The organism is Pseudomonas sp. LBUM1669, assembly GCF_059695705.1.
In genome coordinates this window covers 4,772,631-4,797,720 of the sequence record NZ_CP166784.1, presented here as the reverse complement: position 1 = coordinate 4,797,720, position 25,090 = coordinate 4,772,631, and the positions used below count along the sequence as shown (strand labels likewise).

Sequence of the window (25,090 nt, the reverse complement as noted above, 5' to 3'; positions counted from 1 at the left end):
TTTCTTAGGGCTAAGGCGCCGGGAGTTAAGAAACCCCAAGTAGAAGGCCGGACATATTCCCCTTACGGGTCTTGTATTAGCCCACTCCCGGCATAGCAGAGGATTCTTCGCACCCACGAGAATACCGTAGGCACAAAAAAGCCGCATCTTTCGGGAGCGGTCAGGCCGCTACTTGAGGCGTTTCTTAGGCGCCGGACCTTTGAGGGTATTGGCTGGATGTGATGCGGTCAAGTGGGGCGTTGCAACAAAAAAACAGACTGGCTGAATAGCTTGATTTTGCAGAATTTCAGCTACTCTCAAGAATCATTTTATGGGTGGGGGAGATTGATTGTTGCTTTAAGAGATAAGCGTCAGCCGATCTACGACATGACCAAGGAGTAAGTAAATGTTTAAGAAAATAAAAACAATCAAAGGGATGGCAGTTTATTCTGATTTTGATTGGGATGCTTCAGTTAGAGAATCTAATGGGCGAATTAGCGAATTTAAAGGGATTAATATTATTTACGGAAGGAATTACTCTGGAAAAACTACACTTTCAAGGATATTTAGGTCCTTAGAGACTGGTGTTATTTCGGATAAATATACGGCGCCAAAATTCGAGCTTGAATTAACTGCTGGTGGAAGCGTAGATCAAGGGCATGTACCTTTAAAGCAAGCCAAGGTGAGGGTGTTTAATGAGGATTTTGTTAGGGAAAATTTAAAGTTCATAATTGATCCTGATGATAGTATAAATTCATTCGCTATATTGGGGGAAGATAATAATCGATTAGAGAGTGAGATAAAGCTCAAGGAGGATGAACTTGGCTCAGAGGAGGGGGGTGTAGGGAAATCGAGTGTGGCAAAGGAGAAATTGATAGCGTTAAATGTTGCGCGTAAAAATGCTGAAGATGCGAAAAACTCCTTGGATTTAAAAATTTCTGAGAAGGCAAATAATAAAGAGACTGGAATAAAGCATAATAAATTTTTTGGAGATGCTACGTATAATGCACCTAAGCTGGTAAAAGATATTGATGCAGTATTGGATCAGAATTTCCAGTGTGTTAAGGATGATGATGCTCCAGCTTTAGAGTCATTACTTAAAGAGGAGGTCAAGGCCGAGATAAATGAATTTTCAGTTTTTGACCCAGCGTTTGATAGATTGGCCGCTAGAACTAAATTATTGATTGAGAAGAAAATCTCAGTAACTCAGCCCCTAAGGGAGTTGCTGGAGGATAGTCTATTAGAGGATTGGGTTCGAAAGGGGCGCTCGCTACATAAAGATAAAAGGGATAGTTGCGGTTTTTGCGGGTCGCCATTGCCTCAAGACTTATGGAGTAAACTCGACTTTCACTTTAATAAAGAGTCTGAAGAACTTAGGGGGAGTATATTAAGTCTTGTGTTTGATATTGAGAGCGAGATAAAAAGAGCGGTTTCATTGCCAAAAATAGACGTGGCTTCTTTTTATGCCTCCTTTCGGGTTGAAGTGCTGAGTGCTGAGGTTCAGATTAACTTGTTGCTAACTGAATATCGAACCATTTTGGAAGGTTTGGTTGATGCTTTAAAAACCAGGTTGGGCGATATATTTCATTCGAAGGAATTTGTTGATGTTAAAGATCTTGGCCCGGCTATCGTAGCTGTTGTTGAACAATTAAATTTGATTGTTAATAAATCGAATGAATTTACAAAAGTCCTTGGTGGCGAAAAGAAAAGTGCTCAGATTGGCCTAAGATTGAGAGATGTATTTCGATTTGTCACAGATGTCAATTTAAGTGAGGAGAGAATAAAAATCGCTGAGTTGGAGAAAAAGCGTGCTGATTCTGACTTGGAGTGGAAGGCTGCTAAAGCAGAAGTTGATGAGCTTGTTCGTGACCTTGATAAGCTAAAAGCTCAGCTTAAAGATGAAAGTAAGGGGGCAGACCGAGTTAATGAATATTTAAATGACTTTTTTGGCCATAAGGCATTATCGCTTAAGTCAGAGGAGGTCGAGTCTGGATATAAGTTTGAAGTTGTGAGAAATGGAGTTAAAGCACACCATCTTAGTGAGGGTGAGTGCAGTTTGATTGCGTTTTGTTATTTTATGGCTAAGTTGCATGATGTTGAGACGAAAGGACATAAGCCTGTTATTTATATAGATGATCCAATCTCAAGTCTCGATAGTAATCACATATTTTTTATATTTAGCTTGATAAATAGTGAGATCGTGAGATCTGGCAATTTTGGGCAGCTTTTTGTGTCGACGCATAACCTTGACTTTTTAAAGTATCTTAAGCGACTTGTCCCTAAAGACATAGCGGGGAAAGGTGAGGAGCGAAGATACTTCATAATTGAAAACGCAGGCGCTGTTAGCACCTTGAGGCTAATGCCTGGATATCTAAAATCCTATGTGACTGAATTTAATTATTTGTTTCATCAGATCTTTAAGTGTGCAAATGCCGGTGACGTGCCGGCAGAAAATGAGCACGATTGTTATTATAACTATGGAAATAATGCTCGAAAGTTTTTGGAAGCCTTCTTGTATTATAAATACCCAAATGCGGACGAAAAAGACTCGACCAAGCTGGAGAGGTTTTTCGGTGACGATAGTCGCTCATCGTTGCTCACGGAGCGGATTCACAATGAGTATTCCCATCTAGCTGGAGTATTTGAGAGAAGTATTAGTCCGGTTGATGTTCCTGAGATGAAAAGATCTGCTCAATTTATTTTGAATAAAATGAAGGAGAAAGATTCTGATCAATATTCCGCATTTATGGAAAGTATCGGAAATCCCGTTGCAAGTTTTTAGATCTTTACTTTAAGTGGTTATATCATTTGAGAGTGAGATAGAAAATAAAAAGCCCTGACCTAAGTCAGGGCTTTTAGAGGGCTTATCAAATAAAGTAGATTCGATGAAATCTAGATTGGTAGGAAATCAATCCCAGCTCAACGCCCCACCAGTCTGATACTCAATAACCCGCGTCTCAAAGAAATTCTTCTCTTTCTTCAAGTCCATAATCTCGCTCATCCAGGGGAACGGGTTAGTCGTCCCTGGATACTCTTCCTTCAGACCAATCTGGCTCAAACGACGGTTAGCGATGAACTTCAGGTAGTCCTCCATCATCGCCGCGTTCATGCCCAACACACCACGAGGCATGGTGTCGCGAGCGTATTCGATCTCCAACTGAGTCCCCTGCAGAATCATCTGCGAAGCCTCTTCCTTCATCTCAGCATCCCACAAGTGCGGGTTTTCGATTTTGATCTGGTTGATCACGTCGATGCCGAAGTTCAGGTGCATGGATTCGTCGCGCAGGATGTATTGGAACTGCTCGGCGACGCCGGTCATTTTGTTGCGGCGGCCCATGGAGAGGATTTGGGTGAAGCCGCAGTAGAAGAAGATGCCTTCCAGAACGCAGTAGTAGGCGATCAGGTTGCGCAGCAGTTCTTTGTCGGTTTCGACGGTGCCGGTTTCGAACTTCGGATCGGAGATCGAACGGGTGTATTTGAGGCCCCAGGTGGCTTTTTTCGCGACCGATGGGATCTCGTGGTACATGTTGAAGATCTCGCCTTCATCCATGGCCAGCGATTCGATGCAGTACTGGTAGGCGTGGGTGTGGATCGCCTCTTCGAAGGCCTGGCGCAGGATGTACTGGCGGCATTCCGGGTTGGTGATCAGGCGGTACACGGCCAGGACCAGGTTGTTGGCAACCAGGGAGTCGGCGGTGGAGAAGAAGCCGAGGTTGCGCATGACGATGCGGCGCTCGTCGTCGGTCAGGCCTTCCGGGTCTTTCCAGAGGGCGATGTCGGCGGTCATGTTGACTTCTTGCGGCATCCAGTGGTTTGCGCAACCGTCCAGATACTTCTGCCAGGCCCAGTCGTACTTGAAAGGTACGAGTTGGTTGAGGTCGGCGCGGCAGTTGATCATGCGCTTTTCGTCGACGGCGACACGGGCGGAGGCGCCTTCGAGTTCGGCGAGGCCTTCGGCGATGTCGAGGTTGTCCAGGGCAGCTTTGGCACGGGCGATGGCGGCAGAGTCGGTCGCGGTGACGGCGCGAGCTTCTTGAGCGGCGACACCACCAGCGGTGTCGAGTCGGTCCATGTTGGCTTCAGTCGCGTGGCCGGCGTTTGCGCCTTTTACCACGGTCTCGCCGCTGTCTTCTTTGTCGAATTCGTCCCAGCTCAGCATGACGTGTCGTCTCCTGCGTGAGGGCCAGATGCCCGTGTGAAAACTGATTGGTTGTTTTTCACACGGCCGTACTGGCCGCGTTGGATAGCGTTTTTTGCAGCGGTACACGCAGGCAAATAAACATAATTTTGTACGGGGTTCCGAGAGCCTCTGAGAGGCGCAGAAATCGGTGAGGACTTCGGCGTGGGCTTCAGACTGGCTTTTCGTCCCTGTAAGGGAATATTGCAGGCCCGTTTAAGCCGGCATTATAGGGAAATTTTTGCCGGCGTGGTGCGGCGAATCGGCTCATGGAGTGGCCGAAAGGGATGGTTTTTGGAGCAAACCGAGGTATTACAGGGCTTTGGCCGGTGCAGATTTTTTTTCGTTAATTTTGACGCTGAATCGAATTTGTTCAAAAAACAGCCAAAAACTGCGTTTTTCACTACATCTTGTGTTTTGCAAGGGGTTTCACCGCTTCAAAACACAACTGAGCCCGGCCGAAGCCGGGCTGGAATCGACCGTTAGCGATCAGCTGACAGGGTCCGATTCGGTGCAGTCACGATCAGCCGTTGGTGCAGCCGTTACCCATGATGCTGTAGCGCAGGATGTGGCGTTGACCTTGGGAGTCGTCGTATTCCATTTTTACCGGAACAACTTCGCACACATTGGGGACTTCACTCATGGAGATAACTTTGGCGACGTCCAAGTGAGTCGAGTAAGTGTATTCCTCGATGGCTGGTTTCTGCTGTGCGACATCAGTCGGGACCTCGTCTGCCATGGCGGTTGCGCACAGGCTGCTGAGGGCCAGAACTAATAAAGCTTTCATTTCAGATTTACCTTTTAGAGGTCGAATGGGGTCACGCAACCTTTTTGGGGTTGCGTGTGGAGCTTGATTAAAGAGTCTTGGATTAACTGCCTTCGTGGGGGCTGCAACTTGGTTAATCACGTTGCCTTGTTGGCGAGGCGGATTTTAGGCGTGGGGGGTGCATTCATATAGGTGGGGTTTTGATAAACACCTTTGACGGATTTCGTAACAATCAGCGAATAAGGTGGTAGGAAGGAATAAATGGCGGTTTCGGCGGAGGGGTTATTCAGGGAGACCGCGTTATCGTTTTTCGCGGGCAAGCCTCGCTCCTACAGGGGTTGCGGTGTGTTTGGGAGGTGTGTTCTGGGCTTATCACGGTAATTTGTAGGGGCTTGTTACTACCATCGTCGAATGGTTCTATAGGCGCGGCCCGGCTACAACTGGAGCCATACAAAAACAACTATTCCACCGAGGTAAGAAAGATGAGTGCGGCTTCTCTGTATCCCGTTCGTCCCGAGGTTCTGGCCAATACGCTGACTGACGAGGCAACCTACAAAGCCATGTACCAGCAGTCGGTCGTCAACCCGGACGGCTTCTGGCGCGAGCAAGCCAAGCGCCTCGACTGGATCAAGCCTTTCACCACGGTGAAACAGACCTCCTTCGACGATCACCATGTCGACATCAAATGGTTCGCCGACGGCACCCTGAACGTTTCCTACAACTGCCTCGACCGTCATCTGGCCGAGCGCGGCGATCAAGTCGCGATCATTTGGGAAGGGGATGACCCTGCCGAAAGTCGCAACATCACCTACCGCGAGCTGCACGAACAAGTCTGCAAGTTCGCCAACGCCTTGCGCGGCCAGGATGTACACCGCGGCGACGTGGTGACTATCTATATGCCGATGATCCCCGAAGCCGTGGTCGCCATGCTGGCCTGCACCCGGATCGGCGCGATTCACTCGGTGGTGTTCGGTGGTTTCTCGCCGGAAGCCCTGGCCGGTCGCATCATCGACTGCAAATCCAAAGTGGTGATCACCGCTGACGAAGGCATTCGTGCCGGCAAGAAGATCCCGCTCAAGACCAACGTCGACGACGCGCTGACCAACCCGGAAACCAGCAGCATTCAGAAGGTCATCGTGTGCAAGCGCACCGGTGGCAACATCAAGTGGAACCAGCACCGCGACATCTGGTACGAAGACCTGATGAAAGTGGCGGGCAGTGTCTGCGCGCCGAAAGAGATGGGCGCCGAAGAAGCGCTGTTCATTCTTTACACCTCCGGTTCCACCGGTAAGCCCAAGGGTGTGCAGCACACCACTGGCGGTTACCTGCTTTACGCCGCCATGACCCACGAGCGCGTGTTCGACTACCGCCCGGGCGAAATCTACTGGTGCACCGCCGATGTCGGCTGGGTCACTGGCCACAGCTATATCGTCTACGGCCCATTGGCCAACGGCGCGACCACGCTGCTGTTCGAAGGCGTGCCGAACTATCCGGACATCACCCGGGTGGCGAAGATCGTCGACAAGCACAAGGTCAACATCCTCTACACCGCGCCGACTGCGATCCGCGCGATGATGGCGTCGGGTCAAGCCGCTGTTGAAGGTGCTGATGGCAGCAGTTTGCGCCTGCTCGGTTCGGTGGGTGAGCCGATCAACCCGGAAGCCTGGGACTGGTACTACAAGAATGTGGGCAAGTCCCGTTGCCCGATCGTCGATACATGGTGGCAGACCGAAACCGGCGGCAACATGATGAGCCCGCTGCCGGGCGCTCACGCCCTCAAGCCGGGTTCGGCGGCACGTCCGTTCTTCGGTGTGGTGCCAGCGTTGGTCGACAACCTGGGCAACATCATCGAAGGCGTCGCCGAGGGCAACCTGGTGATTCTCGATTCGTGGCCAGGCCAGGCGCGCACGCTGTACGGCGACCATGACCGCTTCGTCGACACCTACTTCAAGACCTTCCGTGGCATGTACTTTACCGGCGACGGCGCACGTCGCGACGAAGACGGTTACTACTGGATCACGGGGCGCGTGGACGACGTGCTCAACGTGTCCGGCCACCGCATGGGCACCGCCGAGATCGAAAGCGCGATGGTCGCTCACCCGAAAGTCGCCGAGGCTGCCGTGGTCGGCGTGCCGCACGACATCAAAGGGCAGGGCATTTATGTCTACGTCACGTTGATTGGTGGCGAAGAGCCGAGCGAGCAACTGCGTCTGGAATTGAAAAACTGGGTACGTAAGGAAATTGGCCCGATTGCTTCGCCGGATGTGATCCAGTGGGCGCCGGGGCTGCCGAAAACCCGTTCGGGCAAGATCATGCGCCGGATTCTGCGCAAGATTGCGACCGCCGAATACGATGGGTTGGGGGATATTTCGACCCTGTCGGATCCGGGTGTGGTGCAGCATTTGATTGATGAACACAAGATCATGAACGTCGCGTAACCCGCCGTTCCTGAGTCATCGAAGCCCCGCCGGCATTGCGCCGGGTGGGGCTTTTTCATGTCTGGTGTTTTTGTGTGGGTAGTTCGGGCCTCTTCGCGGGCAAGCCTCGCTCCTACGGGGCTGCGTCGTATGCAAATGAAATGATCAACCAAACCTCGTAGGAGCGAGGCTTGCCCCCGAAGAGGCCCGTTCAGACACCGCATAAACAACGCCCAATAATTATCGGCTTCACTTGTAGGCGCTTTCCCACTGTTACCCACCCCTATTCAAGTAACTGAATGTGTAACCGTGCGCTCCGAGACGGGGCATTGGGAAACGCCAACCCCCATTTCCGGGGCTCTCCAGCCCAGCCAAAAAATAAGAGATAACGCTGCGCTTGCCGGATTAGAAGGGTTTGCCAATAATAGGCCCGCAATTTGCAATGTAGATCGGTTCACTGTCTTTTGCTCTTGCATGAATTTGCAAGGCTGTCAACGCGCTCAAACGGCTTTCTCGGTGCTTCTGTAATTAGTTGTCGCATTGAAGAAATATCGGCTTCGGGCCTGTCGTTAGAATGCCGATCACTCGCTCGTTGTGGCTCGCGTTGAAAAAAGCGCGCGATTCCTACGACGCAGCATCGCTTACCGGTTCCACTCATTCGCATATTGGGCTGTCGCTCACTCTGCCGTTTTAGCCCTTTACCGATGGAGTCCCAAGATGAAGAAACTCGTGCTGCTTGGCGCACTGGCACTGTCCGTGCTGTCCCTGCCGACTTTCGCTGATGAAAAACCTCTGAAAATCGGTATCGAAGCGGCTTACCCTCCGTTCGCGTCCAAAGCACCGGACGGCAGCATCGTTGGTTTCGACTACGACATCGGCAACGCCCTGTGCGAAGAGATGAAGGTCAAGTGCGTGTGGGTCGAGCAAGAGTTCGACGGTCTGATCCCGGCGCTTAAAGTGCGCAAGATCGACGCGATCCTGTCGTCCATGTCGATCACTGAAGACCGCAAGAAATCCGTGGACTTCACCAACAAGTACTACAACACCCCGGCTCGCCTGGTCATGAAGGCTGGCACTCAAGTCAGCGAAGGTCTGACTGAGTTGAAGGGCAAAAACATCGGCGTGCAACGTGGTTCGATCCACGAGCGCTTCGCCCGCGAAGTCCTGGCCCCGCTGGGTGCCGAGATCAAGCCTTACGGTTCGCAGAACGAAATCTACCTCGACGTGGCTGCTGGCCGCCTCGACGGCACCGTGGCAGACGCTACGCTGCTGGATGACGGTTTCCTGAAAACCGACGCCGGCAAAGGTTTCGCCTTCGTTGGCCCGGCCTTCACCGACGTCAAATACTTCGGCGACGGCGTGGGTATCGCGGTTCGCAAGGGCGACGCGCTGAAAGACAAGATCAACACCGCGATCGCTGCCATTCGCGAGAACGGCAAGTACAAGCAAATCCAGGACAAATACTTCGCCTTCGACATCTACGGCAAGTAACACGTCCCGGCGACAAGTCCGAAATGGCGCAAGCAACAGGATCTCTGAGGTTTGCGCCATTTTTTCATCCCAACATTCGAGGACCTGAATCATGTTGAAAGGCTACGGGGCTGTCATCCTCGATGGCGCATGGCTGACGCTTCAGCTCGCCTTGTCGTCCATGGTCCTGGCCATCTTTCTGGGCCTGATCGGCGTTGCATTGCGTCTGTCGCCGGTTCGCTGGCTGGCCTGGCTGGGCGACCTGTATTCCACGGTAATCCGCGGTATTCCCGATCTGGTACTGATCCTGCTGATTTTTTACGGCGGTCAGGACCTGCTCAATCGCGTGGCGCCGATGCTCGGCTTTGACGATTACATCGACCTGAACCCGCTGGCCGCCGGTATCGGCACCCTGGGCTTCATCTTCGGTGCGTACCTGTCGGAAACCTTCCGTGGCGCCTTCATGGCGATCCCCAAAGGTCAGGCAGAAGCCGGCATGGCCTACGGCATGAGCAGTTTCCAGGTGTTCTTCCGGGTATTGGTGCCGCAGATGATCCGTCTGGCCATTCCGGGTTTCACCAACAACTGGCTGGTACTGACCAAGGCCACCGCGCTGATTTCGGTGGTGGGTCTGCAAGACATGATGTTCAAGGCCAAGCAGGCGGCAGATGCCACCCGCGAGCCTTTCACCTTCTTCCTCGCAGTGGCGGCGATGTACCTGGTCATTACCAGTGTCTCGTTGCTGGCATTGCGTCACCTTGAGAAGCGCTACTCGGTAGGCGTAAGGGCGGCTGATCTATGATCTTCGACTACAACGTCATTTGGGAGGCCTTGCCGCTGTACTTTGGCGGCCTGGTGACCACCCTCAAATTGCTCGCGCTGTCGCTGTTCTTCGGTCTGCTGGCGGCTTTGCCACTTGGCCTGATGCGTGTCTCGAAGAATGCTGTCGTGAACATGAGCGCCTGGCTTTTCACCTACGTGATCCGCGGCACGCCGATGCTGGTGCAGCTGTTCTTGATCTACTACGGTCTGGCGCAGTTTGAAGCGGTACGTGAAAGCTTCTTGTGGCCGTGGCTGTCCAGCGCGACGTTCTGTGCGTGCCTGGCCTTTGCGATCAACACCAGCGCCTACACCGCTGAAATCATCGCCGGCAGCCTGCGCGCCACGCCGAACGGCGAGATCGAAGCCGCCAAGGCGATGGGCATGTCGCGCTACAAAATGTACAAGCGCATCCTGCTGCCGTCGGCCCTGCGCCGGGCGCTGCCGCAGTACAGCAACGAAGTGATCATGATGCTGCAGACCACCAGTCTGGCGTCCATCGTGACCCTGATCGACATCACCGGTGCCGCGCGCACGGTCAACGCCCAGTACTACTTGCCGTTCGAGGCGTACATCACGGCTGGCGTGTTCTACCTGTGCCTGACCTTCATTCTGGTGAAGCTGTTCAAACTGGCCGAGCGCCGCTGGCTGGGCTATCTGGCCCCGCGGAAGCACTGATATGGAACGCATCGATCATTCATTGCCGTGGAACCACCTGGGCAGCGAACGCCAGATTTCGGTGTTCCGCTTCGGCAAAGGCGAGCGCAAGGCCTACATCCAGGCCAGCCTGCACGCCGATGAATTGCCGGGGATGCGCACGGCCTGGGAGCTGAAAAAGCGCCTGACCGAACTCGAAGCCCAAGGCCTGCTCAACGGTGTGATCGAACTGGTGCCGGTGGCCAATCCACTGGGCCTGGGGCAACTGTTGCAAGGCAGCCATCAAGGTCGTTTCGAGGCGGGCAGTGGCAAGAACTTCAACCGGGATTTCGTCGAGCTGAGCGCGCCAGTGGCCGCTGAGCTTGAAGGGCGCCTGGGCGATGATCCTCACGCCAATATCCGCTTGATCCGTCAGGCCATGAGCGACGCACTGGCGGCATTGCCTCCGGCGGCGAGCCAGTTGCAAGGCATGCAGCGCATCTTGCTCAGCCACGCTTGCACCGCTGATGTCGTGCTGGATTTGCATTGCGATGCCGAAGCGGCGCTGCACATGTACGCCTTGCCGCAACACTGGCCGCAATGGCGCTCGCTGGCCGCGCACCTGAATGTGAAAGTGGGGCTGCTGGCGGAAGATTCCGGCGGCAGTTCCTTTGACGAGGCTTGCTCGCTGCCGTGGCTGCGTTTGTCGCGTCAGTTTCCTGATGCACAGATTCCGCTGGCCTGCCTGGCGACTACCATTGAGTTAGGTGGTCAGGCCGATACCGGTCGCGCAGACGCCGAGGCTTACGCCGAAGGCATTCTGGCGTTCCTCGCCGAGCAAGGCTTGATCAGCGGCGAATGGCCGAAGCCTGCGCAAGAAGCGTGCGAAGGCCTGCCGTTCGAAGGCACCGAATTGCTGTTCGCGCCGCACCCGGGCGTGATCAGCTTTTTGCGTAAACCCGGCGAGTGGATCGAAGCCGGCGACGAGATTTTCGAAGTGATCGATCCGTTATCGGATCGGGTCAGCACGGTGTGTGCTGGTACGTCCGGGGTGCTGTTTGCCATTGAACGGCTGCGTTATGCCCAACCCGGTTTCTGGCTGGCCAAGGTGGCGGGGCGCGAAGCGCTGCGTCACGGGCGCTTGCTCAACGACTGACTGACTGTTTTTGTGAGAACCGACCGCATGTACAAACTTGAAGTCCAAGACCTGCATAAACGCTATGGCAGTCACGAAGTGCTCAAGGGCGTGTCCCTGAAAGCGGCGGCTGGCGATGTGATCAGCATCATCGGCTCCAGTGGCTCCGGCAAAAGTACCTTCCTGCGCTGCATCAACCTGCTGGAGCAGCCGCACGCAGGCAAGATTCTGCTCAACAACGAAGAGCTGAAACTGGTCGCCAACAAGGACGGCGCGCTGAAGGCGGCCGACCCGAAACAGCTGCAACGCATGCGTTCGCGCCTGTCGATGGTGTTCCAGCATTTCAACCTGTGGTCGCACATGACCGCACTGGAAAACATCATGGAAGCGCCGGTTCACGTGCTGGGCATGTCCAAGGCCGAAGCCCGCGAGAAAGCCGAGCACTACCTTAACAAGGTGGGCGTGGCCCATCGCAAAGACGCTTACCCGGGCCACATGTCCGGCGGCGAGCAGCAGCGCGTGGCGATTGCCCGTGCGTTGGCGATGGAACCTGAGGTGATGCTGTTCGACGAACCGACGTCGGCCCTCGACCCGGAACTGGTTGGCGACGTACTGAAGGTGATGCAGGCCCTGGCGCTGGAAGGCCGGACCATGGTCGTGGTGACGCACGAAATGGGCTTTGCCCGTGAAGTGTCGAACCAGTTGGTGTTCCTGCACAAAGGCGTCGTCGAAGAAAGCGGCAACCCGCGTGAGGTGCTGGTCAATCCACAGTCTGAACGCTTGCAACAATTTCTCTCGGGCAGCCTGAAGTAAACCGAACTCCCGTTGCGCACCGGGATAGTGCATGCTTCGCAACCTGGAAGCTGACCTAGATCCCTTGTAGGAGCGAGGCTTGCCCGCGAATGCGGTGGTTCAGACAGCCATGATGTTGACTGATGCACCGCATTCGCGGGCAAGCCTCGCTCCTACAGGGGATCGTTGTTGGTTTTGAGATTTGCGTTCATTTACGGGCTAGCATTGGCCCATGCCTTCATCACTGTTTTCGTTTCGGATTGCCCGCCATGACTGCCCATCGAATTGGTTTCCTGATTTGGCCCAGCACTAAAGCACTGACGCTTGCGCTGGCTGAGGAGGCCTTGCGTGTTGCCCAGCGTGTGCATCCGGATGTTGTCTACGAATTGTCGTTTCTGCAGGCCGAACCGCCGACCGAAGGCGCCTGGCAATTGCCGGGTGAGCCGTGGGCCGGCAAGCTCGAAAACTTCCAGAAACTGTTTCTGCTCGCCGATGAGCCGCCGACCACCCTCGCGCCGGCGCTCAGCAGTTCGCTGAAACAACTGGTGCGCGCCGGTTGCGTGATCGGTGGTTTGTCCGCCGGTGTCTACCCGTTGGCGCAATTGGGTTTGCTCGACGGTTACCGCGCTGCCGTGCATTGGCGCTGGCAGGACGATTTCGCCGAGCGTTTCCCCAAAGTGATCGCCACCAGCCACCTGTTCGATTGGGATCGCGATCGACTGACCGCGTGTGGCGGCCTGTCGGTTCTCGATCTGTTGCTGGCCGTGCTGGCCCGTGATCACGGCGCCGAACTGGCCGGTGCCGTCTCCGAAGAACTGGTGGTCGAGCGTATCCGCGAGGGCGGTGAACGCCAGCGCATTCCGCTGCAGAACCGCCTCGGTTCCAGCCATCCAAAGCTCACCCAGGCGGTGTTGCTGATGGAAGCCAACATCGAAGAGCCGCTGACCACCGACGAAATCGCCCAACACGTGTGCGTGTCCCGTCGACAGCTGGAGCGGATCTTCAAGCAATACCTCAACCGCGTGCCGAGCCAGTACTACCTGGAGCTGCGCCTGAACAAGGCCCGGCAGATGTTGATGCAAACCAGCAAGTCGATTATCCAGATCGGCCTGTCGTGTGGCTTTTCTTCGGGGCCGCACTTCTCCAGCGCCTACCGCAACTTCTTCGGCGCCACGCCGCGGGAAGATCGCAACCAGCGGCGCAGCAGCAGTCCATTCGAGTTGTCGTCGGTGCCGTCCGAGCGCGGCTGATTTACTCGTCGATCTCGGAACCCTCTGAGGTGGACACCTGCATTTCACCTCGGTTGATGACCTCGTCCACGCCAAAATCCGCACGGGTCAGTTCAAAGTAGCGGACCAGTCGCGCAAGGCTTTCCTCCGAAAACGGATTGCCTCTCAAGGTGATGTTTTCAGCCACCTCCACTGGCAATTCCAGCAGGTCGCTCGGCACCTCGGTAATCGCATTCATGCTCAGGTCGGCCCAGTCCAGATCCGTCAGCTGAAGCAGGCCATCGGGTATGTCAGTGATGCCGGCGTCGTTGAGCAGCACGGTCGACAGTTCGGGCATTTGGCTTAGATCCGGCGTGCGCCCCAGCGGGTTGAAGCCCAGGTCGAGGTAATCCAGCTGCACCATTCCCGCCAATGCACTTGCCGTCTCTGCCGACAGGCTGACCCGGCACTCGGGAAGCGACAGCGTGCGCAGTCGCCCCATATTGAAGACCGAATCGGGAATGTCACCAAGGTCACACTCGCGCAGCCTCAGGCTCTTGAGGTTGGAAAAGGATTCGAGGAAACGCCCGAGTCGCGTAGCACCCTGGGCACTGTGCACCTCCAGCGCGGAAACATGACTGAAGTCTGCACTCAGGGTCGGCAGTTCTCCATTGATGACCGGACGAACCCTGAGTTCGAACGTCGGCTCAAGTGTGTCGTTGAAATCATCCAGTTCAGACTCACGCTGCCAGCACTTCTCAAGCGCCTGCTTGAATTCGTCTCGGTTGGCGTGCTCGGCAGCAAGTTGGTCGGCGCTGAATGCTTCGCCTGTCACGGGGTGCCGGTCCGGAACATCGGCGGTCCAGGCAGACAAATCATTTTTCAGTTGGGTGAGCTCTTCTTCAAGACGCGTCAGGTAGGTGCGGCCATCCTCCAGGCTTCCCGGCAATTCGTAGACGAACTCGCTTGCCTGCTCGACTTCCATGCTGGGGTACAGCGCCTTGACCCGATCAACATCGGCCTCGGGGGCAAAGACACCCATGTCGTAGGCGGTCTCGAAGTGGTGTTGTTTGATCAATTCTCGGGCGCTGTTCGAAAGCGGGTTGTGTGTGAGGTGCAGGCCGCGCTTGTCATACAGCGAACTCTCGAATAACCCGGCAGGCAACTCGCTGATGCGGTTGTTCATCAGCAGGAGGGTTTCAAGCTTCGGGTGTTGTAGAAGGCTGGCCGGAATCCCTGTCAGGCCGGTGTCGCTCAGGTCCAGGTGCTCCAGTTCGCTCATCGTGTCGATACGCGGCAGGGTTTCAAACGTATTTTTGTACAGGTCCAGCATGGCCAGTTTGTTCAATGACGTCAGTTTCGACCAAGCGGCGGCGTCGACCGTGATGCCGCAATCGTTTAACACCAAGGCGTGAAGGTCTGGCATTCGACTGATGGGGTCGGGGAGGGTGGCCAGGGAAAAGCGGCGCAACTCCAGGCGGCGCAGCCCGCTGAAACCCTGTAGAAACGCGGGAATGTCCTGCGCGCTGCGGGTACCTTCCAGGGACAGCAGCGACACATGGCTGAAGTCGGCATTCAGTGACGGCAAGTCGCCGAGGATCGGCTCTGCAAACCTGAGCACATATTGGGTCACGCCCTCCGGTGTGTCGAAATCCCGGTTGGACTGTCGGCGCCAGCTACGCTGGACTTCCCGGGCCAGCAAGCGGCGATTGTTTCGCTCGGCTTGTTGCTCCAGCTCGCTGAGTGGGTTCCCGGTTTCAGGATGGGCAGTGGGTGAGTCACTGACCCAGGCACGCAGGTCCTGATGCAGTCGGGCCAACTCCCTCCTCAAACGTGAAAGTTCTACGCGAGCACCATCGGGATGAAGTTGCAGTCCCTGAACAATGGACTGCATTTCTTCCGGAGGCAGGTTGGGGTAAACCTCGCGAACCCGGTCGTTGAGCGTCGGTGTCTCGCGGTTGATTCGACTGTAGCCCTCGGCACCACCGGGCAGGCGCATCGTGGTCGGGTCATAGAACGGTTTTCGATGGGGATTTTTTGCGAACAGCCTGCGTAAACCCGGTTGCTCCAGCGCGTGTTCGGCGATGCGCTGTTTAAGTGCCCGGGCGTCTGCGATCGAAGGGTTCAGCTTATTGCGTTGCGCATCCGGCAGCGCCCGGAACAGGGCCTGATAAAAATCCCCCGGCGTCGAACCATCGTCTTGGTGAACCTGGTAAGTCCCGTCTTCAGCGCGAATCAGTATTTTCTGAATCGGCGCATCGGGCTGTCCAATGCTGTCGCGTAACGTCCCCTCGGCCGAGTAGTCCCGCACTTCGATACGCAACTCGGCTGGTAAATCGGGCAGTGAGTTCAGGCTTTGCAAGGCCAGTCGGTGGGTGTCGGTGGTGTCCAGCGCTTCGGAATAAAAGCCTTCACTGGCCCGGGTCGCGCGCACGGCTTCCATGGCTTTGAGCGCAGCATCCTTGAGTCGCTGGGGTGTGCGGCCGGAGTGCAGCTGCTTCAGTTCGGTGCCGGACGCGTTGCTCACCAGTTCCTCTGCGATATCGGTGGGTAATCCCTTTACGTCATCGAGCAGCCGCTGGACTTGCAGGTCATCGGTTTTTTCCAGTTCGCGATAGCGTAGATCGAACAGCGATCTGCGGTAATTGCGGGTGAGTTCGGCGGTCCGCTGTCTGAAGGCTGATGTTTGGGCTTGCGGGGTCGGCATCGGCGTGTCGACAGGCCAGGCGTCGTAGCCGCTCAGCAGCTGATGTTGCAGGGTCACATCGGCCTTTCGATAGTGCTCGGGTTGATCACTGCCGATCTGCTCGATAAAGGTGTCGATGTCCCGGTTGATCTTGAAGCGCTTGATCGTGTCGGTCAGCAGCGAAGGTGGGCGGTAATGTTCGGCATGCATCTCGCGCACGGCGTTGTCGTGAAAACCGCTGACCCGCAGGACCTGCTCGCGCTCGGCGTTGCTGAACGACTCGACATCCTCGCCGAGACGACGCATGACCGTTTCCCGATCCCACTCCAGCGGTTGCTCCAGCTCGGTGTGCCAGGCGCCGTGGTTGTTGTGCAGTAAAGAAGGCTGATAAGCATCGGCGCGGGTTGGGTGCTCGATCTGAAACGCGCCGGATGTGCCGTCGGGTTTCACGGCATACAGTTTTCCTTCCAGGGGCAGCAGCGTCTTGCCCCCGTGGCGATACAGGCCAAGCTGATCGGGTTTTGCGCCTTCGGGCAGGCTCTGTGCGTGTTCGTAAGGGGTTAGATCCTGCTTCCAGTAGCGGACTTTTCCTTTCGGTGTTGCGACGGGTTTGAGCGGGTCGACCAGCGCGACCGCTTCGCGCGAAAGCAAGCGGCTGAAGGCGCCTGCAGCGATCACACCACCCACCGCGAATGTACCCACCTCAACTACTGTTTCAGCGAGTGCGATCAGATGCCCGACGGCCTCTTTTTTCAGTCCTTCGGCCAACTCCACAATGCCTTCGAAGGTTTCATCGAGTAACTGGTAGGCCATGTAACCCAGCATCACTTCGCCCAGAAGCGGGACGAACGGCAATGCCACGAACGTCGCGATTTCAAGGAGTATCGATGCCACTTTGCTGAAGGCGTCCCACGATGCCCATCGTGCGTTTCGGTCGGCAGAGGCGGTGGAGACGGCCAGCGTGCTGGCATCGTTGAGGATCTTGTTCAGTTGTCGCTGATAGAGAAGATTCCACAGGTCCGCGTTGAACGGCGTCATCGAGAACCGCAGGTTGGGCCTGTCGATGGGCGTTTCACGCCAGCTCGGCAGTGGGTCGCCACGCATGTGCTGGTGCCAGGTCACGCGCTGGAGGCGGCGGTTGAGATCCGCGAAAAAATGCCCCCTTTCCTTATGCTCGACGAAGCGGCTGAAAAATGTCTGGTAGGCCGATGCGCGCAGCTTGCGGGTCAGCTCGTTCATGAACGCCAGGGTGTTCGGGTATTCCTTGAGCGGATGCTCGGGATCGTCGGGAATGTAGGCGATGATCCGCGTTCCCTTGCGTGCGCGCTCCAGGCTCGCTGCGAAAATGACAATCCCGGTCAGGGAGGAGGACATGATGGTCAGGTCATGGCCGTACAGCGGTTGGCCATTGAGGCGCGCCCCCGAACGTCCTTCCACAAGGCGCAGGATCGAGTGATAGGCATCCTCTGGAATATCCTTGCGGATATGGGCCATTTGCAGCGCCGCTTTGAGTGCCGTTTTGTGCGAGCTGATCACCTTCGCTTTCAACACCGCGCCAGCCACCGGGTTGGTCAGCCCCAGGTTGTCTTTGAGGTACGTGTTGTACCGGGCGCCGATGTCCAGTTCCCGGCACAGCCGCACAAAGGCTGCGACGGTCAGTTTCTGTTTGATCGCCGGCAGCGTATCGAACTGCCCTGCGGGCGATGGTTCGGTAATGAACGTCGAGGCGGGCTCGTAAGCATCAGCCGCCATTTCCGATTCCTGGAAGTTATGCAGGGCGGCGTCGAGCAGCGACACGGTCCAGGTGCGTGCGGCGCCCGTCTTGATTGCGAACCAGGGCACTGTTTGCGGGATGTACAGGCGCAGGAAAGTGGTGTTGACGTCCAGTTCCAGATCAAATCGGGTTTTCAAGGCTTCGCTTAGAAGAGGTTCGGCGAAGGCGCGTGCGCTTTGCAGTTTCGACAGCGTTGAGTCCAGGCGATTTCGCTGGGTCCAGTGTTCCTGACTGAGCTTTTTCAGCGACTGGTGTTGCAGGGATGTCGCGGTGCTGTGCCAGTGCGGCGTGGCAAGCGAGGCGGTTTTGAGGGCATCTCGTGTGGTGGCCGATGCTTCCAATACCCAGGTCGGCAGATTGTTGAACAGGTGATGGTAGTGATCGTCCGGCTGCGTGGCGGATTCATTGCCGGTGGCATTAGAGGGGCGATCGTTTTCGTGTCGACTCATGCGCTATTCCCTTAGCGTTTGGATGAGTCGCCAGCAAAACAGACGATGACGGGTCTGGTGCGGTACATATTTACCGCACCACTGGACAAGCCTGCCTATAACCTGTGCCGGCGGTTTAAACTGCGCCTTTGCGACCCTATATGTCGCATTGCCGTAAACCCGGCTGAAACCGGGGTTTGCGCTATAAGAAGTTGTCGCTTGGCGACAAGGCCGGGCTGAAAACTGTCCTTACAATCCCCCCATCGCTCGCCAGTTTCCGGCGAGTGTTCCTCTTCAGGAGACTCCGATGTCCGTTGAGCACGCTGCGGTAGAACGCGCCGATTTCGACCAGGTAATGGTTCCCAACTACGCGCCTGCCGCATTCATTCCTGTGCGTGGCGCCGGTTCCCGTGTCTGGGACCAGTCTGGCCGCGAGCTGATCGACTTCGCCGGCGGGATTGCCGTTAACGTATTGGGCCACGCGCACCCGGCGCTGGTCGGTGCCTTGACCGAGCAGGCGAACAAGCTGTGGCACGTGTCCAACGTGTTCACCAATGAGCCGGCGTTGCGCCTGGCGCGTAAGCTGATCGACGCGACCTTTGCCGAACGCGTGTTCTTCTGCAACTCCGGCGCCGAAGCTAACGAGGCCGCCTTCAAGCTGGCCCGTCGCGTCGCGTTCGATCGTTACGGCAGCGAGAAGTACGAAATCATCGCCGCGCTCAACAGCTTCCACGGCCGTACCCTGTTCACCGTGAACGTTGGTGGTCAGTCGAAGTACTCCGACGGCTTCGGTCCTAAAATTACCGGTATCACCCACGTTCCTTATAACGATCTGGCGGCTTTGAAAGCGGCTGTTTCGGATAAGACCTGTGCCGTGGTGCTGGAGCCGATCCAGGGCGAAGGCGGCGTCTTGCCGGCCGAACTGGCTTACCTGCAAGGCGCCCGCGAGCTGTGCTCCGAGCACAACGCGCTGCTGGTGTTCGATGAAGTGCAAACCGGTATGGGCCGCAGCGGCAAATTGTTTGCCTATCAGCATTACGGCGTGACCCCGGACATCCTGACCAGCGCCAAGAGCCTGGGCGGCGGTTTTCCGATCGCGGCGATGCTGACTACCGAAGACCTGGCCAAACACTTGGTCGTTGGCACTCACGGCACCACTTACGGCGGCAACCCGCTGGCGTGCGCTGTCGCTGAAGCCGTCATCGACGTGATCAATACCCCTGAAGTGCTGAGCGGTGTCAACGCCAAGCACGACAAGTTCAAGGCCCGTCTGGAGCAGATCGGCGAGAAATACGGCCTGTTCACTCAGGTGCGTGGCCTGGGCCTGTTGATCGGTTGCGTGCTGAGCGATGCCTGGAAAGGCAAGGCCAAAGACATCTTCAACGCCGCCGAGCGTGAAGGCCTGATGATTCTGCAAGCCGGCCCTGACGTGATTCGTTTCGCGCCAAGCCTGGTGGTTGAAGACGCCGATATCGATGCTGGCCTGGATCGTTTCGAGCGCGCTGCGGCCAAGCTGACGCAAGCCTGATAGACCCTTCGGCGCCGGGCTTTCCGGGCGTCGAACCCAATTTTTATGCCGGACCCGCTCTTCTGTAGGAGCGATGCTTGCCCGCGAAGGCGGCGTGTCAGCCACCATCATCATCGGCTGACACGCCGCCTTCGCGGGCAAGCCTCGCTCCTACCAGGGGCCGGCTTATTTCCCCCAAAAGAGTTACGAGAAAGGAGTGACACCATGCTGGTGATGCGCCCCGCGCAAATGGCTGATCTGGGCGAGGTACAGCGTCTGGCTGCGGACAGCCCGATTGGTGTCACTTCCTTGCCGGATGACGTTGAACGCCTGAGCGACAAGATCGCGGCAAGCGAAGCCTCGTTTTCCGCTGAAGTCAGCTTCAACGGTGAAGAGAGCTATTTCTTCGTCCTCGAAGATTCGGTCACCGGCAAATTGGTCGGTTGCTCTGCAATCGTTGCCTCCGCCGGTTATTCCGAGCCGTTCTACAGCTTTCGCAATGAAACCTTTGTGCACGCCTCCCGCGAGCTGAAGATTCATAACAAGATTCACGTGCTCTCGCAGTGCCACGATCTGACCGGCAACAGCTTGCTGACCAGTTTCTACGTGCAGCGTGAGCTGGTGGGTTCGCCTTGGGCCGAGCTCAACTCCCGTGGTCGCTTGCTGTTCGTCGCCAGCCATCCGGAGCGTTTTGCCGATTCCGTGGTGACCGAGATCGTCGGTTACAGCGACGAAAATGGCGATTCGCCGTTCTGGGACGCCATCGGTCGCAACTTCTTCGACCTCAACTACGCCGAAGCCGAGCGTCTGTGCGGCCTGAAAAGCCGGACCTTCCTCGCCGAACTGATGCCGCATTATCCGATCTACGTGCCTTTGCTGCCGGACACCGCTCAAGAAGCGATGGGCCAGGTGCATCCGCGCGCGCAGATCACCTTCGACATCCTGATGCGCGAAGGCTTCGAGACCGATCACTACATCGACATTTTCGACGGCGGCCCGACGTTGCATGCCCGCGTCTCCGGGATCCGTTCGATCGCGCAGAGCCGTGTGGTGCCGGTGAAAATCGGCGAGGCGGTCAAAGGCGTCGGTCGTCAGTACCTGGTGGCCAACGCCCAGTTGCAGGATTACCGCGCCGTATTGCTCGAGCTCGATTACGCGCCGGGCAAACCCGTGACCCTGAATCTGGAAGCGGCCGAAGCCCTGGGCGTCGGTGAAGGTGCCAGCGTGCGCCTGGTGGCGGTTTAACGACTGCTTGAGTGTTTAGAAAGCAGCGAAGTTTCGCGGGTGGCGCAAGCGGCCCGTTTGAGGAGATAGCATGATCGTTCGTCCTGTACGCAGCAGCGATTTACCCGCTCTGATCGACCTGGCCCGCAGCACCGGCACCGGCCTGACCACCTTGCCGGCCAACGAAGAACGTCTGGCCCATCGGGTCGGCTGGGCCGAGAAGACCTTTCGCGGTGAAGCCGGGCGGGGCGATGCAGACTACCTGTTCGTGCTCGAAGACGACGACGGCCGCGTGGTGGGCATTTCCGCCATCGCCGGCGCTGTCGGCCTGCGTGAGCCTTGGTACAACTTCCGGGTCGGCCTGACGGTCAGCGCCTCGCAAGAGCTGAACATCTACCGCGAGATCCCGACGCTGTTCCTGGCCAACGACCTGACCGGCAACTCTGAATTGTGCTCGCTGTTCCTCCACGCCGATTACCGCACAGGCCTCAACGGCCGCATGCTGGCCAAGGCGCGGATGCTGTTCATCGCTGAGTTCTCGCAGCTGTTTGGCAACAAGATCATTGCCGAGATGCGCGGCGTGTCCGACGAAGCCGGGCGCTCGCCATTCTGGGAGAGCCTGGGCCGTCACTTTTTCAAGATGGAATTCAGCCAGGCCGATTACCTGACCGGCGTGGGCAACAAGGCGTTCATCGCCGAACTGATGCCGAAATTCCCGCTGTACACCTGCTTTCTCTCGCCAGACGCCCGCAACGTCATCGGTCAGGTTCACCCGGACACCGAGCCGGCGCTGGCCATGCTCAAGAGCGAAGGTTTCAGCTACCAAGGCTACGTCGACATCTTCGACGCCGGCCCTGCGGTCGAGTGCGAAACCAGCAAGATCCGCGCAGTGCGCGACAGCCAGGCACTGGTGTTGGCCATCGGCACACCGGGTGATGACGCTACACCGTTCCTGATTCACAACCGCAAGCGCGAAGACTGCCGGATCACTGCCGCACCAGCACGCTTCGCCGCCGGCACGCTGGTCGTTGATCCGCTGACCGCCAAACGTCTTCAACTCAACGCCGGCGATCAAGTGCGCGCCGTTCCGTTGTCTGCTGCCAGGGAGTCGAAATAATGAATTCGCTATACATCGCAGGTGAATGGCTGGCCGGTCAGGGCGAAGCCTTCCAGTCGCTGAACCCGGTGACCCAGCAAGTGCTGTGGACCGGCGAAGGCGCGACCGCCGCTCAGGTTGAGTCGGCCGTGCAAGCGGCTCGTCAGGCGTTCCCGGGCTGGGCCCGTCGCACCCTGGACGAGCGCATCAGCGTGCTGGAAGCTTTTGCTGCTGCGCTGAAGAACAACGCTGACGAACTGGCCCGCACCATTGGTGAGGAAACCGGCAAGCCGTTGTGGGAAGCAGCAACTGAAGTGACCAGCATGGTCAACAAGATTGCGATCTCGGTGCAGAGCTACCGCGAACGTACCGGCGAGAAGAGCGGCCCGCTGGGCGACGCCACCGCCGTGTTGCGCCACAAGCCGCACGGCGTGGTGGCGGTGTTCGGGCCTTACAACTTCCCGGGTCATTTGCCGAACGGTCACATCGTGCCGGCACTGTTGGCCGGTAACAGCGTGCTGTTCAAGCCCAGCGAATTGACCCCGAAAGTCGCCGAACTGACGGTTAAATGCTGGATCGAAGCGGGTCTGCCAGCGGGCGTGTTGAACCTGCTGCAAGGCGCTCGCGAAACCGGTATCGCCCTGGCGGCGAACCCGGGCATCGACGGTCTGTTCTTCACCGGTTCGAGTCGCACCGGCAATCACCTGCATCAGCAATTCGCCGGTCGTCCGGACAAGATCCTCGCGCTGGAGATGGGCGGTAACAACCCGCTGGTGGTGGATCAGGTCGCAGACCTCGATGCTGCCGTTTACACCATCATCCAGTCTGCATTCATTTCCGCCGGTCAGCGTTGCACCTGTGCCCGCCGCTTGCTGGTGCCGCAGGGCGCCTGGGGCGATACGTTGCTGGCGCGTCTGGTGGCGGTCAGTTCGACGATTGAAGTCGGTGCGTTTGATCAGCAACCGGCACCGTTCATGGGCTCGGTGATTTCTCTCGGTGCTGCGAAAGCGCTGATGGATGCGCAAGAACACCTGCTGGCCAATGGCGCTGTGGCGCTGCTGGAAATGACTCAGCCTCAGGCGCAAGCCGCGTTGCTGACACCGGGCATCCTGGACGTGACGGGCGTCGCCGATCGTCCTGACGAGGAGCTGTTTGGTCCGTTGCTGCAAGTGATCCGCTACGCTGATTTTGAAGCAGCAATTGCTGAAGCCAACGACACTGACTATGGGCTGGCGGCTGGTTTGCTGTCGGATTCCGAAGCGCGTTATCAGCAGTTCTGGCTGGAAAGCCGTGCCGGCATTGTGAACTGGAACAAACAGCTGACCGGTGCTGCGAGCAGCGCGCCATTCGGCGGCGTCGGCGCCTCGGGCAACCACCGCGCCAGCGCCTACTACGCCGCAGATTATTGCGCGTACCCGGTGGCGTCGCTGGAAACCCCGAGCCTGACCTTGCCGACCGCGCTGACCCCAGGCGTGCGCATGTCGTAAGACCGCTTTCGCGGGCAAGCCTCCCTCCTATAAAGGTTACGCAAAACCTGTAGGAGCGAGGCTAGCCCGCGAAGGCCACAACCCGGTCTTACTGAATAGTTACCAGATGCCTATAACAACAGATTCTCGTGGAGCCTCGCTGATGAAATCCTATGAAGTCAATTTTGACGGTCTAGTGGGGCCGACCCATAACTACGGCGGCCTGTCCTACGGCAACGTCGCGTCCCAGAGCAACAGCCAGCAGTCTTCGAACCCGAAGGAAGCTGCGCTGCAAGGCCTGGCGAAAATGAAAGCGCTGATGGAAATGGGCTTTCAGCAAGGCGTTCTGGCACCCCAGGAGCGTCCTGACATCGCCGCCCTGCGCCGACTGGGCTTCAGCGGCACCGACGCGCAAGTGATCGAGAAAGCCGCCAAAGAGGCGATGCCTTTGCTGGTCGCCAGTTGCTCGGCGTCGAGCATGTGGGTGGCCAACGCCGCCACGGTCAGCCCGAGTGCCGACACCGCCGATGGTCGCGTGCATTTCACCGCAGCCAACCTCAATTGCAAGTACCACCGCAGCATCGAACACCCGACCACCAGCCGCGTGCTGGGGGCGATGTTCGCTGACCAGACGCACTTCGCTCACCACGCCGCGTTGCCGGCGGTGGCGCAGTTCGGTGACGAAGGTGCGGCCAACCACACGCGTTTCTGCCGTGAATACGGTGAAGCCGGCGTCGAGTTTTTCGTGTTCGGTCGCAGCGCGTTCGATAACCGCTACCCGGCACCACAGAAGTACCCGGCGCGTCAGACTCTTGAAGCCTCACAAGCGGTTGTTCGCCTGCACGGCTTGAGCGATGACGGCGTGGTCTACGCCCAGCAGAACCCTTCGGTGATCGATCAGGGCGTGTTCCACAACGACGTGATCGCGGTGGGTAACGGCGAGGTGCTGTTCTATCACGAGGACGCATTCCTCGACACCGAGCAAATGCTCGCTGAATTGCAGGGCAAACTCGCAAAAGTCGGTGGGAAATTCCAGTCAATCTGCGTACCGCGTTCTGCCGTCACCGTCGAAGACGCCGTTCGTTCCTACCTGTTCAATAGCCAGCTGCTGACGCGTTCTGACGGTTCGATGCTGTTGATCGTGCCGGAAGAGTGCCGTGGCAACGAACGCGTGTGGCAATACCTGCAAGGTTTGACCAGCTCCGGCGGCCTGATCCGCGAAGTGAAAGTTTTCGACCTGAAACAAAGCATGCAGAACGGCGGTGGCCCGGCTTGCCTGCGGTTGCGTGTCGCCCTGAATGAAACCGAACTGGCGGCGGTCAACCCAGGGGTTATCATGACGGCACCGTTGTACGGCACGCTGACCGAATGGGTCGACAAGCACTACCGCGACCGCATGACCGAAAACGATCTCGCGGACCCGCAATTGCTGCTTGAGTGCCGGACGGCACTGGATGAACTGACGCAAATCCTTAAACTGGGCGCGGTTTATCCTTTCCAGATCAATTGA

General features: G+C 57.2%; 17 protein-coding genes. 13 read left to right on the top strand and 4 right to left on the bottom strand.

Annotated features, from left to right (window positions below; genetic code table 11):
* Positions 1 to 385 precede the first annotated feature (385 nt).
* Positions 386 to 2,761 (top strand): AAA family ATPase, encoded by a 2,376-nt coding sequence (locus tag ACA051_RS22225; protein WP_497371939.1) that lies wholly within the window; start codon positions 386 to 388, stop codon positions 2,759 to 2,761.
* Between the two features lie 126 nt (positions 2,762 to 2,887).
* On the opposite strand, the gene ACA051_RS22220 is transcribed toward ACA051_RS22225, so the two are convergent.
* The 3 genes from ACA051_RS22220 to ACA051_RS22210 all read right to left on the bottom strand — a co-directional run bounded on the left by ACA051_RS22220 (position 2,888) and on the right by ACA051_RS22210 (position 5,242).
* A complete protein-coding gene (locus ACA051_RS22220) occupies positions 2,888 to 4,138 on the bottom strand; it encodes a ribonucleotide-diphosphate reductase subunit beta (protein WP_084322765.1) in 1,251 nt (416 codons plus the stop codon).
* Positions 4,139 to 4,679: 541 nt separating this feature from the next.
* A complete protein-coding gene (locus ACA051_RS22215) occupies positions 4,680 to 4,943 on the bottom strand; it encodes a DUF2790 domain-containing protein (protein ID WP_094471096.1) in 264 nt (87 codons plus the stop codon).
* Positions 4,944 to 5,059: 116 nt separating this feature from the next.
* Entirely contained in the window at positions 5,060 to 5,242 is a 183-nt protein-coding gene (locus ACA051_RS22210) for a hypothetical protein (RefSeq protein ID WP_497304722.1), read from the bottom strand.
* Positions 5,243 to 5,404: 162 nt separating this feature from the next.
* Here ACA051_RS22210 and acs point away from each other — a divergent pair, with 162 nt between their 5' ends.
* From acs to ACA051_RS22175, 7 genes are all read left to right on the top strand, one after another.
* Positions 5,405 to 7,360 carry an acetate--CoA ligase gene (acs, locus tag ACA051_RS22205; RefSeq protein ID WP_497304720.1) on the top strand — a complete coding sequence of 652 codons (1,956 nt, stop codon included), beginning with the start codon at positions 5,405 to 5,407 and terminating at the stop codon, positions 7,358 to 7,360.
* 696 nt (positions 7,361 to 8,056) lie between these two features.
* Entirely contained in the window at positions 8,057 to 8,830 is a 774-nt protein-coding gene (locus ACA051_RS22200) for an ABC transporter substrate-binding protein (RefSeq protein ID WP_219097190.1), read from the top strand.
* 91 nt (positions 8,831 to 8,921) lie between these two features.
* Positions 8,922 to 9,611 (top strand): ABC transporter permease, encoded by a 690-nt coding sequence (locus ACA051_RS22195; RefSeq protein ID WP_010457254.1) that lies wholly within the window; start codon positions 8,922 to 8,924, stop codon positions 9,609 to 9,611.
* Positions 9,608 to 10,306 (top strand): ABC transporter permease, encoded by a 699-nt coding sequence (locus ACA051_RS22190; RefSeq protein ID WP_109634106.1) that lies wholly within the window; start codon positions 9,608 to 9,610, stop codon positions 10,304 to 10,306. Before ACA051_RS22195 ends, ACA051_RS22190 begins: the two co-directional genes overlap by 4 nt.
* Before the next feature lies 1 nt (position 10,307).
* Positions 10,308 to 11,420, top strand: coding sequence for a M14 family metallopeptidase (locus ACA051_RS22185; protein WP_497304717.1), 1,113 nt, complete (start codon positions 10,308 to 10,310; stop codon positions 11,418 to 11,420).
* Between the two features lie 27 nt (positions 11,421 to 11,447).
* Positions 11,448 to 12,212 (top strand): ABC transporter ATP-binding protein, encoded by a 765-nt coding sequence (locus ACA051_RS22180; RefSeq protein WP_008154324.1) that lies wholly within the window; start codon positions 11,448 to 11,450, stop codon positions 12,210 to 12,212.
* Between the two features lie 248 nt (positions 12,213 to 12,460).
* Positions 12,461 to 13,441, top strand: a complete 981-nt coding sequence (locus ACA051_RS22175; RefSeq protein WP_010457247.1) for a GlxA family transcriptional regulator — start codon at positions 12,461 to 12,463, stop codon at positions 13,439 to 13,441.
* A gap of 1 nt (position 13,442) precedes the next feature.
* On the opposite strand, the gene ACA051_RS22170 is transcribed toward ACA051_RS22175, so the two are convergent.
* On the bottom strand, positions 13,443 to 18,308 hold the full coding sequence (locus ACA051_RS22170) for a dermonecrotic toxin domain-containing protein (protein WP_497371937.1): 4,866 nt from the start codon (positions 18,306 to 18,308) through the stop codon (positions 13,443 to 13,445).
* Positions 18,309 to 18,594: 286 nt separating this feature from the next.
* Between ACA051_RS22170 and ACA051_RS22165 the strand changes: the two genes are divergently transcribed.
* From ACA051_RS22165 to astB, 5 genes are all read left to right on the top strand, one after another.
* Positions 18,595 to 19,815 (top strand): aspartate aminotransferase family protein, encoded by a 1,221-nt coding sequence (locus ACA051_RS22165; RefSeq protein WP_497371935.1) that lies wholly within the window; start codon positions 18,595 to 18,597, stop codon positions 19,813 to 19,815.
* A gap of 204 nt (positions 19,816 to 20,019) precedes the next feature.
* Entirely contained in the window at positions 20,020 to 21,039 is a 1,020-nt protein-coding gene (gene aruF, locus ACA051_RS22160; RefSeq protein ID WP_497304712.1) for an arginine/ornithine succinyltransferase subunit alpha, read from the top strand.
* Between the two features lie 70 nt (positions 21,040 to 21,109).
* Entirely contained in the window at positions 21,110 to 22,135 is a 1,026-nt protein-coding gene (gene astA, locus ACA051_RS22155; protein ID WP_497304710.1) for an arginine N-succinyltransferase, read from the top strand.
* Positions 22,132 to 23,601 carry a succinylglutamate-semialdehyde dehydrogenase gene (gene astD / locus ACA051_RS22150; protein ID WP_497310645.1) on the top strand — a complete coding sequence of 490 codons (1,470 nt, stop codon included), beginning with the start codon at positions 22,132 to 22,134 and terminating at the stop codon, positions 23,599 to 23,601. The genes astA and astD overlap by 4 nt, the downstream gene beginning before the upstream one ends.
* A gap of 142 nt (positions 23,602 to 23,743) precedes the next feature.
* A complete protein-coding gene (gene astB, locus ACA051_RS22145; RefSeq protein WP_497371933.1) occupies positions 23,744 to 25,090 on the top strand; it encodes an N-succinylarginine dihydrolase in 1,347 nt (448 codons plus the stop codon).

Coding starts and splice junctions, on each gene's coding strand:
- acs (WP_497304720.1), top strand. CDS start 5,405: ATGAGTGCGGCTTCTCTGTATCCCGTTCGTCCCGAGGTTCTGGCCAAT.
- ACA051_RS22220 (WP_084322765.1), bottom strand. CDS start 4,138: ATGCTGAGCTGGGACGAATTCGACAAAGAAGACAGCGGCGAGACCGTG.
- ACA051_RS22180 (WP_008154324.1), top strand. CDS start 11,448: ATGTACAAACTTGAAGTCCAAGACCTGCATAAACGCTATGGCAGTCAC.
- ACA051_RS22195 (WP_010457254.1), top strand. CDS start 8,922: ATGTTGAAAGGCTACGGGGCTGTCATCCTCGATGGCGCATGGCTGACG.
- ACA051_RS22225 (WP_497371939.1), top strand. CDS start 386: ATGTTTAAGAAAATAAAAACAATCAAAGGGATGGCAGTTTATTCTGAT.
- ACA051_RS22190 (WP_109634106.1), top strand. CDS start 9,608: ATGATCTTCGACTACAACGTCATTTGGGAGGCCTTGCCGCTGTACTTT.
- ACA051_RS22200 (WP_219097190.1), top strand. CDS start 8,057: ATGAAGAAACTCGTGCTGCTTGGCGCACTGGCACTGTCCGTGCTGTCC.
- astA (WP_497304710.1), top strand. CDS start 21,110: ATGATCGTTCGTCCTGTACGCAGCAGCGATTTACCCGCTCTGATCGAC.
- ACA051_RS22175 (WP_010457247.1), top strand. CDS start 12,461: ATGACTGCCCATCGAATTGGTTTCCTGATTTGGCCCAGCACTAAAGCA.
- ACA051_RS22170 (WP_497371937.1), bottom strand. CDS start 18,308: ATGAGTCGACACGAAAACGATCGCCCCTCTAATGCCACCGGCAATGAA.
- ACA051_RS22185 (WP_497304717.1), top strand. CDS start 10,308: ATGGAACGCATCGATCATTCATTGCCGTGGAACCACCTGGGCAGCGAA.
- aruF (WP_497304712.1), top strand. CDS start 20,020: ATGCTGGTGATGCGCCCCGCGCAAATGGCTGATCTGGGCGAGGTACAG.
- ACA051_RS22215 (WP_094471096.1), bottom strand. CDS start 4,943: ATGAAAGCTTTATTAGTTCTGGCCCTCAGCAGCCTGTGCGCAACCGCC.
- ACA051_RS22165 (WP_497371935.1), top strand. CDS start 18,595: ATGTCCGTTGAGCACGCTGCGGTAGAACGCGCCGATTTCGACCAGGTA.
- astB (WP_497371933.1), top strand. CDS start 23,744: ATGAAATCCTATGAAGTCAATTTTGACGGTCTAGTGGGGCCGACCCAT.